Source organism: Methylobacterium sp. WL103 (genome assembly GCF_008039885.1).
GTDB classification, from domain to species: Bacteria; Pseudomonadota; Alphaproteobacteria; order Rhizobiales; family Beijerinckiaceae; genus Methylobacterium; species Methylobacterium cerastii.
Map to the genome: position 1 here is coordinate 1 of NZ_VRUX01000232.1, position 6,384 is coordinate 6,384.

The following is a 6,384-nucleotide window of genomic DNA, read 5'->3' on the forward strand; positions in this document are numbered from 1 at the left end:
GCATCGACCCGGCCATGCTCTCGGTGAGCGCCGGGCGCGCCCTCAGGCCCGCCCGGCGCTCACCGAGAGCATGGCCGGGTCGATGCCGTTGCCGCGCAGCGCCCGGTCGTACTTGCCGGCCAGATCCGCGTGGAAGATCAGGTCCGGGTCGGCCGGGCAGTTGAGCCAGCCGTTGGCCATGATCTCGCTCTCGAGCTGGCCCGCCTGCCAGCCGGCATAGCCCAGCGCCAGCACGGCGCTGGCCGGCCCGTCGCCGGCCGCGATCGCGCGCAGGATCTCGACGGTGGCGGTGAGGCAGATGCCGTCGTCGATGATCAGCGTCGACTGGTCGATGTGGAAGTCGTCGGTGTGGAGCACGAAGCCGCGCTTGCCCTCGACCGGGCCGCCCATCAGCACCGGCATGTGGCCGACCCGCTCGCGCAGGCGGATCGCGTCGGCCTCGCCCGCCACGTCGAGCTGCACCAGCAGGTCGGGCATCGACAGGTCGGTCACCGGCTTGTTGACGATGATGCCCATGGCGCCGTCGGCCGAGTGCGCGCAGACGTAGATGACGGAGCGGGCGAAGCGCGCATCCGTCATCCCCGGCATCGCCACGAGGAACTGGCCGTCGAGGTAGGCGGGATCGCTGGAAGCGGGCGTCGGTGTCGAAGGCCTGGGCATCCCCGCATGCTACGCTCAGCCCCCCCGATGTCCAGCGGACAAAACGCCGTGCAGCCCAGGCCTCGCGGGCGCGCCGACGGCCGCGTCTCGCTCGACAGCCCCGGCGGGCCGCGCTAGGTCACCGGCCATCCGAAGCGGTGCCGTCCCGCGACGCGCCGGCGCCGTTCCGGGTCGCATCGCGACGGGGAACGGCACCAAGCTCTTCTCGTGACGTGCGTCCTTCGCCGAACCGGCGTCCCCTTCGGCGGACCGCACTTTAGTAAGGAACGTTCAGCCATGACGATTCAGGTCGGCGACCACCTGCCCCAGGCCACCTTCCGCATCACCGGCCCCGAGGGTCCCCTGGCCAAGACCACCGACGACGTGTTCAAGGGCCGCCGCGTCGTGCTGGTCGGCGTGCCGGGCGCCTTCACCCCGAGCTGCCACCGCAACCACCTGCCTGGCTTCGTCGCCAACAAGGATGCGCTCCTCGCCCGCGGCGTCGACGCCATCGCCGTCACCTCGGTCAACGACGTGTTCGTGCTCGAAGCGTGGTCGAAGGCCAGCGGCGCGGAAGGGCTCGAGTTCCTGGCCGACGGCAACGGCGACTTCGCCAAGGGCCTCGGTCTCGAGATGGACGGCAGCGGCTTCGGCCTCGGCCTCCGCTCCAAGCGCTACGCGATGCTGGTCGAAGACGGCGTGGTGCGCGTGCTCAACGTCGAGGAATCGCCCTCGAAGGCCGACACCTCGAGCGCTGAAGCGCTGCTCAAGGTGATCTGAACCCAAGGGTTCGGTCTGACGGGGGCGCGGCGGACCCGCGCCCTCGAATGGCCACCTTCCCGTTGCGAGTTGCGGCCCGTCCAACCTCAGGGGCCGCATGTCCTTCCTGCACGAACTGCTGATCGCCGACCTGATCGCCTCCTACGGCTACGTCGCGATCTTCGTCATCATCACCCTTGAGAGCGCCGGCGTGCCGATGCCGGGCGAGACGGTGCTGATCTCTTCGGCGGTCTACGCCGGCACCACCGGCAACCTCAACATCGCGCTGATCATCGCCGCCGCCGCGGCCGCCGCGATCATCGGCGACAACCTCGGCTACTGGGTCGGCCGGCGCTGGGGCATGCCGCTGCTGCTGCGCTACGGCCGCCTGATCGCCCTCGACCACGGCCGACTCAAGCTCGGGCAGTACCTGTTCCGCGAGCATGGCGGGAAGATCGTCTTCTTCGGCCGCTTCACCGCGATGCTGCGGGCCTACGCGGCGCTGCTCGCCGGGGTGAACCGACTCGACGCCCGCCGCTTCATGCTGTTCAACGGGCTCGGCGGCCTCACCTGGGCGACCGCCATGGGCCTCGGCTCGTACTATTGCGGCCGCTCGATCGAGACCATCGCCGGCCCCGTCGGGCTGGCGCTGCTGGCCGTGGTGATCTTCGGCGGCCTGGCCCTGTGGCTGTTCGTGCGCCGCCACGAGACGCGGCTGCTGGCCGAAGCCGAGCGCGCGATCCCCGGCCCCCTCGCCTGAGCGGCGGCGAGCCGTTCAGCGCCGAGTCTTGAACGGCGCCATCGCGGCCACCGCGAGGGCGTCGACGCGGTTGTTCAGCGGGTCGCTGGCGTGACCCTTGACCCAGTGCCACTCGACCGCGTGCCGGGTGCGGGCCTCGTCGATGCGGCGCCACAGGTCCTCGTTCTTCACGGGCTTCTTGTCGGCGGTTCGCCAGCCGCGCGCCTTCCAGCCGTGGATCCAGGTGGTGACGCCCTGGCGCAGGTACTGCGAGTCGGTGAACACGTCGACGCGGCAGGGCCGCTTGAGCGCTTCCAGCGCCTCGATCGCGGCGAGCAGCTCCATGCGGTTGTTGGTGGTGTGCGCCTCGCCTCCCGAGATCTCGCGGCGCGTGTCGCCGTAGATCAAGATCGCGCCCCAGCCGCCGGGGCCGGGATTCCCGGAGCAGGCCCCGTCCGTGTAGATCTTCACTCGGGTGGGGGCCTCGTCGGTCGCCGCCTCGCTCATCGCGTCCACCCGTATGCGGCGGCATCCCGGGCCTGCCGATGGAAGGTCAGGCGGCGATCGTACTCGCGCGGGTCCTTCGGCTGGACCAGGGCGCCCGGCGGCACGTTCAGCCAGTCGACCAGCCGGGTCAGCATGAAGCGGAGCGCCGCACCGCGGCACAGGATCGGCAGGGCCTCGACCTCCGCCGGCTCCAGCGGGCGCACCGCCTCGTAGCCGGCGATCAGCGCAGCGCCCATGTCGCGGTGGTAGGTGCCGTCTGGAGAGAAGCACCAGGCGTTGAGGCAGATCGCGAGGTCGTAGGCGAAGGCATCCGTGCAGGCGAAGTAGAAGTCGATCAGCCCCGACAGCCCGTCGCCGATGAAGAACACGTTGTCGGTGAACAGGTCCGCATGGATCACGCCGCCGGGCAGGTTCGCGGGCCACGCGGCCTCGAGCCAGGCGAGGTCGTCGCGGGTGCGCGCGGCGAGGCCGGCCGAGATCACGTCGGCCTGGCTCGCCGCCTGGTCGAAGAGCGGGCGCCAGGCTCCGACCGAAAGGCTGTTGTCGCGGCGCATCCCGAAGTCGGCGCCGGCGGCGTGGAGCCGCGCCAGCGCCTGGCCGAGCTCGGCGCAGTGATGCGCGGTCGGCGCCTTGACCGAGACCCCATCGAGGAAGCTGACGATCGCCGCCGGACGGTCGCAGAGGGTGCCGAGCGCCGTGCCGTCGCGGTTGCGGACCGGCTGCGGGCAGGCGAGCCCGCGGGTCGCCAGGTGCTCCATCAGGTTGATGAAGAACGGCAGGTCGCCGGCCCGCACCCGCTTCTCGTACAGGGTGAGGATGTAGGCGCCGCCGGTGGTGTGCAGGAAGAAGTTGGTGTTCTCGACGCCTTCCGCGATGCCCTTGTAGGAGAGCAGCCCGCCGATCTCGTAGTCGGCGAGGAAGTCGGTCAAAGCCGCGTCGGATACCTCGGTGTAGACGGCCACGGCGCTTCTTTTCTGACGATCTTCAGGTCAATCGGCACACGACGATGTGTCCCGCCGGCCCAAGCCGGCGGGACGGGCGGGTGATCGCACCCGCCACCCAAAGTCGCAAAAACCTACTCGGCGGCTTCGCTGCGAAGCTCGCGCGGCAGCGGGAAGACCATGTCCTCGACCACCGTCTGCACCGTGTCGACCGTCACCGTGTAGCGGGCGGCGAAGGCGTCGATGATCTCCTCCACCAGCACCTCGGGGGCCGAGGCGCCGGCCGTGAGGCCGAGCTTGGTGATGCCCTCGAAGGCCGGCCAGTCGATCTCCTCGGCGCGGAGAACGAGGCGGGTGATCGGGCAGCCGACGCGCTCGGCGACCTCGCGCAGGCGCTGCGAGTTCGAGGAGTTCGAGGAGCCGACGACGATCAGCGCGTCGACCAGCGGTGCGATCTGCTTCACCGCCTCCTGACGGTTGGTGGTGGCGTAGCAGATGTCGTCCTTGTGCGGCCCGGTGATGGTCGGGAATTTTTGCTTCAAGGCCGCGACGATGTGGAGGGTGTCGTCCACCGAAAGCGTGGTCTGCGTCACCCAAGCGAGATTGTTGGGATTCTCGGGGGTCAGCGCCGCGATCTGCTCCAGGTCCTCGACCAGGGTGATCGAGCCCTTGGGCAGCTGGCCCATGGTGCCGACGACCTCCGGGTGGCCGGAATGGCCGACGAGGAGCACGTGGCGGCCGCGCTTGTGGTGGATCTCGGCCTCGCGGTGGACCTTGGTCACCAGCGGGCAGGTGGCGTCGATGGTGATCAGGCCGCGGTTGTCGGCGTTGGCCGGCACGGTCTTCGCGACGCCGTGCGCGGAAAAGATCACCGGCGCCTCGCCGTCGGGGACCTCGTCGAGCTCGCGCACGAACACCGCGCCTTTGCGCTTCAGGCTCTCGACCACGTACTTGTTGTGCACGATCTCGTGGCGGACGTAGACCGGCGGCCCGTAGATCGCGAGCGCGCGCTCGACCACGTCGATCGCCCGCACCACGCCGGCGCAGAAGCCGCGGGGCGCCGCGAGCAGGATCTCCAGCGGCGGCTTGACCGTTGCGGTGGCCCCGTCCGAGGCGGTGTTGAGATTCGTGATGGCGCTCATGATCCGGGATGTGGCGAGGGGAGACCCGCCCTGTCAACCGGGCGGCCGCGGCAAACCCACCGCGTGGTCGAGCCGTATAGCACGTTTGCCGGCGCGGGTGACCCCCGCGGGCGACAGTTCGTCTGCGCGGGTTTTTCGGGCGGAGGTGAGCGCTAGCAGGAGCCGCCGACGTCACCTCTTCCCTTCCCCGGCAGTGGGGGAGGGAAGAGGTGGTGTCCTCGTCTGCACGATGCGTGAAGCTGGCAGCCCCTGAGAGAAGGCGCCACCGGTGCGCCCCGCGATCCGTCAGGGGGCGACGGTGAAGGTCGCCGACTTCGGCGGGATGCCGTCGCCGGAAACGGTGACCCGGTATCGGCCGGCCCGCCAGCCGTCCTTGAAGGTGACGGTGAAGCTGATCAGGTTCTTCGCGACGTCGTCGAGGACGACCTTGCTCTGGTAGAACGTGTCGTCCGCCTCGCCGCCCGCCGCCTTCAGCTTGGTCCAGTCCGCGATCAAGGTGGTGCCGGCCGGCACGCCGGACGGGGTGAACTGGGGCAGCACCGCCTCCTCGCCCGCCTTGAAGGTGGTCTTGGCCTCGCCGGCGTTCGAGGTTTTCAAGCGCAGGTCGACCACGTTCGCCTCGGGGCGGGCAAGGTCGAGGGCCTGCTCCTGGCCGGCGGGCGTCAGGCGCAGGCCCGTGAGCCGCCACATGTCGGCGTCGCGCACGGCCTTCACGAACACCTTGCCGTCTCCCTTCGGCCCGGTGGCGGTGAAAGTCAGGTCGGCGCTGCCGTCGCCCTTGCCGTCGTCGGTCTTGATCGAGCCGCCCGCGCTGCCGGCGGTGATCGGGGCGCCCAGGCGCTCGATCGCCTGCGGGCTGGCCTGCAGCCGCACTACCGCGAGCTTGTAGGGCTCGGACTCGTTCAGCAGGGTGCTGACGCCGAGGACGACGCCCAGGATCAGGAGGCCGAACAGGGCGAGCGAGCCGACCATCGCCACGACGCCCCAGATCGCCCATGTCCGCTGGACCCGCTGGAAATGCTCGACGCTGGTCCAGCGCCCGTTCCGCCACGCCCAGGCGCTGCCTTTCGCGCCGAGCACGAACGGCATCACGAAGCCGACGAACGGCGCGAACACCAGGAGCGCCAGGAAGGTGTTGTTGCCCAGGCCCCAGATTCAGTTGAGCAGGAAGGCGCCCCAGTTCCAGCGGTCAAGTTCCGGCGGGATCTCCCGCGGCAAGCCGAGTCCCGGGGCCGATCCGGGCAAAGGCGCGGCGGAACCGGGCGCGGGGGCAGCGGGGGGCAGGGTCGCGGTCGACATGGTCCAAGTCCGGGAGCTCGATCGAACGTGTCCGGCCCGCGCGCCCCGACGACCCGGGTGCGAGCTCCGGCCGCACCGTCCTGATAGCAGCCGATCGCGGTTCCCGCCCGGGGGAGGACTTGGCCCTCCGCCCCGCTTTCGTATCCGCGCGTCCCGAATCCCGGAATTCGAGACGCGCCCGGCGCCGTTCGGGCTCCCTATGCCCTCGTCTCAGGCGGCCCGCAGCGAGGCGAGCATGCGGCCCATCTCGGCGTCGAGGTGCTCGGACTGGCGCGACAGCTCGGTGGCCGAGATCAGCACCTGGGAGGCCGCCGCGCCGGTCTCGTCGGCCGCGGCCGCGAGGCCGCCGACGTTCGCC

At 70.5% G+C, this 6,384-nt stretch carries 7 protein-coding genes; 2 read left to right on the plus strand and 5 right to left on the minus strand.

Going from position 1 to position 6,384, the window contains the following annotated elements:
• Positions 1-42 precede the first annotated feature (42 nt).
• Positions 43-660: a YqgE/AlgH family protein gene (locus tag FV222_RS14665; RefSeq protein WP_147814828.1), complete on the minus strand. Its 618-nt coding sequence runs from the start codon at positions 658-660 to the stop codon at positions 43-45.
• 276 nt (positions 661-936) lie between these two features.
• Here FV222_RS14665 and FV222_RS14670 point away from each other — a divergent pair, with 276 nt between their 5' ends.
• Positions 937-1,419: a peroxiredoxin gene (locus tag FV222_RS14670; protein ID WP_147751277.1), complete on the plus strand. Its 483-nt coding sequence runs from the start codon at positions 937-939 to the stop codon at positions 1,417-1,419.
• A 97-nt stretch (positions 1,420-1,516) separates the two neighbouring features.
• Positions 1,517-2,158, plus strand: a complete 642-nt coding sequence (locus tag FV222_RS14675) for a DedA family protein (protein ID WP_147814830.1) — start codon at positions 1,517-1,519, stop codon at positions 2,156-2,158.
• 15 nt (positions 2,159-2,173) lie between these two features.
• On the opposite strand, the gene rnhA is transcribed toward FV222_RS14675, so the two are convergent.
• The 4 genes from rnhA to FV222_RS14695 form a co-directional block, all read right to left on the minus strand.
• A complete protein-coding gene (gene rnhA / locus FV222_RS14680) occupies positions 2,174-2,644 on the minus strand; it encodes a ribonuclease HI (protein ID WP_147751275.1) in 471 nt (156 codons plus the stop codon).
• Positions 2,641-3,606, minus strand: a complete 966-nt coding sequence (locus FV222_RS14685) for a homoserine kinase (RefSeq protein WP_147814832.1) — start codon at positions 3,604-3,606, stop codon at positions 2,641-2,643. The genes rnhA and FV222_RS14685 overlap by 4 nt, the downstream gene beginning before the upstream one ends.
• Positions 3,607-3,719: 113 nt before the next feature.
• Entirely contained in the window at positions 3,720-4,727 is a 1,008-nt protein-coding gene (ispH, locus tag FV222_RS14690; protein ID WP_147814834.1) for a 4-hydroxy-3-methylbut-2-enyl diphosphate reductase, read from the minus strand.
• Between the two features lie 285 nt (positions 4,728-5,012).
• Entirely contained in the window at positions 5,013-5,843 is an 831-nt protein-coding gene (locus FV222_RS14695; protein ID WP_147814836.1) for a cytochrome c oxidase assembly factor Coa1 family protein, read from the minus strand.
• Positions 5,844-6,384 lie beyond the last annotated feature (541 nt).

Coding starts and splice junctions, on each gene's coding strand:
- FV222_RS14675 (WP_147814830.1), top strand. CDS start 1,517: ATGTCCTTCCTGCACGAACTGCTGATCGCCGACCTGATCGCCTCCTAC.
- FV222_RS14670 (WP_147751277.1), top strand. CDS start 937: ATGACGATTCAGGTCGGCGACCACCTGCCCCAGGCCACCTTCCGCATC.
- ispH (WP_147814834.1), bottom strand. CDS start 4,727: ATGAGCGCCATCACGAATCTCAACACCGCCTCGGACGGGGCCACCGCA.
- rnhA (WP_147751275.1), bottom strand. CDS start 2,644: ATGAGCGAGGCGGCGACCGACGAGGCCCCCACCCGAGTGAAGATCTAC.
- FV222_RS14665 (WP_147814828.1), bottom strand. CDS start 660: ATGCCCAGGCCTTCGACACCGACGCCCGCTTCCAGCGATCCCGCCTAC.